The organism is Streptomyces avicenniae (assembly GCF_000719135.1).
GTDB lineage: Bacteria > Actinomycetota > Actinomycetes > Streptomycetales > Streptomycetaceae > Streptomyces > Streptomyces avicenniae.
Genome location: NZ_JOEK01000059.1, coordinates 1 through 302, shown reverse-complemented (window position 1 = coordinate 302; position 302 = coordinate 1). Strand labels below are relative to the sequence as shown.

1 pseudogene is annotated in these 302 nt (G+C 72.5%); it reads right to left on the bottom strand.

Features of this window, described 5'->3' with window-relative positions:
- Nucleotides 1-302 (bottom strand): annotated as a pseudogene (locus IF27_RS29740) (hypothetical protein); the annotation flags it as partial.

Here is a 302-nt window from a genome sequence, read left to right as displayed (position 1 = left end):
GGGAGTACCCGGTCCGGGCCGTCAGCGCCACGATCTCCCCCGGGGTGACCGCGGGGCGCACCGTCACCAGCGAGGCGCGGTCCAGGAGGACGTCGGTGACCGGGCGGGAGCCCAGTTCCAGCGCGTCCTCCAGCCGCTCCTGCTCCTCGGGGTCGAGCAGTCCGGCCTGGCCGGAGTCCTCGACGAGCTGGTTGAGCTGCTCGCTGGTGAAGACCGCCTCGACCTCGTCCTTGGGCTCCACCCGGAACATCCTGAGGACGAGCCGGGCGCAGGCGCTGAGGAAGACCGTGACCGGCCTGCAC